Origin of the sequence: Leptolyngbya sp. BC1307, from assembly GCF_002286735.1 — a bacterium.
Classification (GTDB): Bacteria; Cyanobacteriota; Cyanobacteriia; order Phormidesmidales; family Phormidesmidaceae; genus Phormidesmis.
The window spans coordinates 1-1,252 of the sequence record NZ_NRTA01000145.1 but is presented as its reverse complement, the minus strand read 5'-3'; the positions used below and the strand labels follow the sequence as shown (position 1 = coordinate 1,252).

Genomic DNA, 1,252 nt, shown 5'->3' with positions numbered 1-1,252 from the left:
TAACAAATAGCACATTGGCCAGGCGGATAGAAAAAGCTCTGCGGCGAAGCCCAGAGCCCTGTATCGTACTCATGCAAATTCAATCGAGTCCGATGCCCTTAACTATAAGAGAACGCCGCCAAAAAGTGGCTAATTGTATGGCCGAGAATGTGAGGCCGCGCATTGTTGATATTGCCGCAGCGACCGGCCTGAAGAAAAGCAGTGTGCACCGCCACCAAAAAGGGATCGAACGCCGCAATCAATATGCAGAATCGAGTATTTGGGAAACGGCAGTGGGGGCGGCTTGGTTGGTGCGCCTGGTGGTGGCCGTGGTGTACCACTTCGGGATTCAGCAAGGGGTGGGTGCCGAGAGTCTATCGCGGTTCTTCAAAGCGATTCATATAGAAACCCATGTGGGGGTCTCGCCGAGTGCGCTACGCTCGCTCAAAGGGGGGCTGCATGAGCAGGTAGCCGCTTACGCAGCGGCCCAGTCAGAGCACTGCCAGCCGAAAGCCTCTCAAGGTATCTGCGTCGGTGCCGACGAGACCTTTTTTGACCTACCGATACTGGTGCTGATAGAGCTAGCCAGTGGATTCATTTTCACGGAAGTCAAAAGCGCGACCCGCACATACCAGAGCTGGGCAGCGCAGCTTCAATCCTGGTGGCAAGCCAGTCAGTGGCAGTGCCACTTTTTGGTCAGTGATGGGGCCAGAGCCCTAGTCAAGCTAGCCGTATCCGGGATTGGTTGTGTGAGTGTGCCGGACCTGTTTCATGCGATGCGGGCCTTAGGTCGCCCCCTCGGCAAACGCTTGGCCCAACAGCTCAGCCAATCGCAGAAACAAGCAGATCAGCTATCTGAACAGCTGACGAAGACAACGGCTGGGACTCAGCGTCAAACCTTGACGACACAGCTGCATGAGGCGCGTGAGAAACAGCAGCAAGATGAACGAAACCAACAGACCTACCACAAAGCTTTAGAGACCCTTTCCACCTGTGTCCATCCATTCAGCCTCGAGACGGCTCAATGGCAATTGGGTGAAGCTTTAACCACCGCGCTCGCAGCGCCCTTGGCTATCCTGGCGGGACTCGCACCGGTTGATAACCGCCAGCCTGTAGACAAAGCTATCGCTACCTTCAAAGCCCAGATTCCGGGGTTTGCCCAAGGCATTCATGCTTGGTGGCAATGGGCCACTCAGGCGCTCGCCGCAGAGACCGCACAGAGCGAGACCCAAAACTGGGTGCTCACCGCCATGCTGCCTTGGGTCTACTGGAC

Annotated in this window: 1 protein-coding gene; it reads left to right on the top strand. The window is 56.3% G+C overall.

Features of this window, described 5'->3' with window-relative positions; all coding sequences use genetic code 11:
• Positions 1–137: 137 nt before the first annotated feature.
• Positions 138–1,252, top strand: a 1,115-nt coding sequence (locus tag CKL79_RS23665; RefSeq protein ID WP_205879197.1) for a DNA-binding protein, incomplete at its 3' end; no start/stop codon positions are given.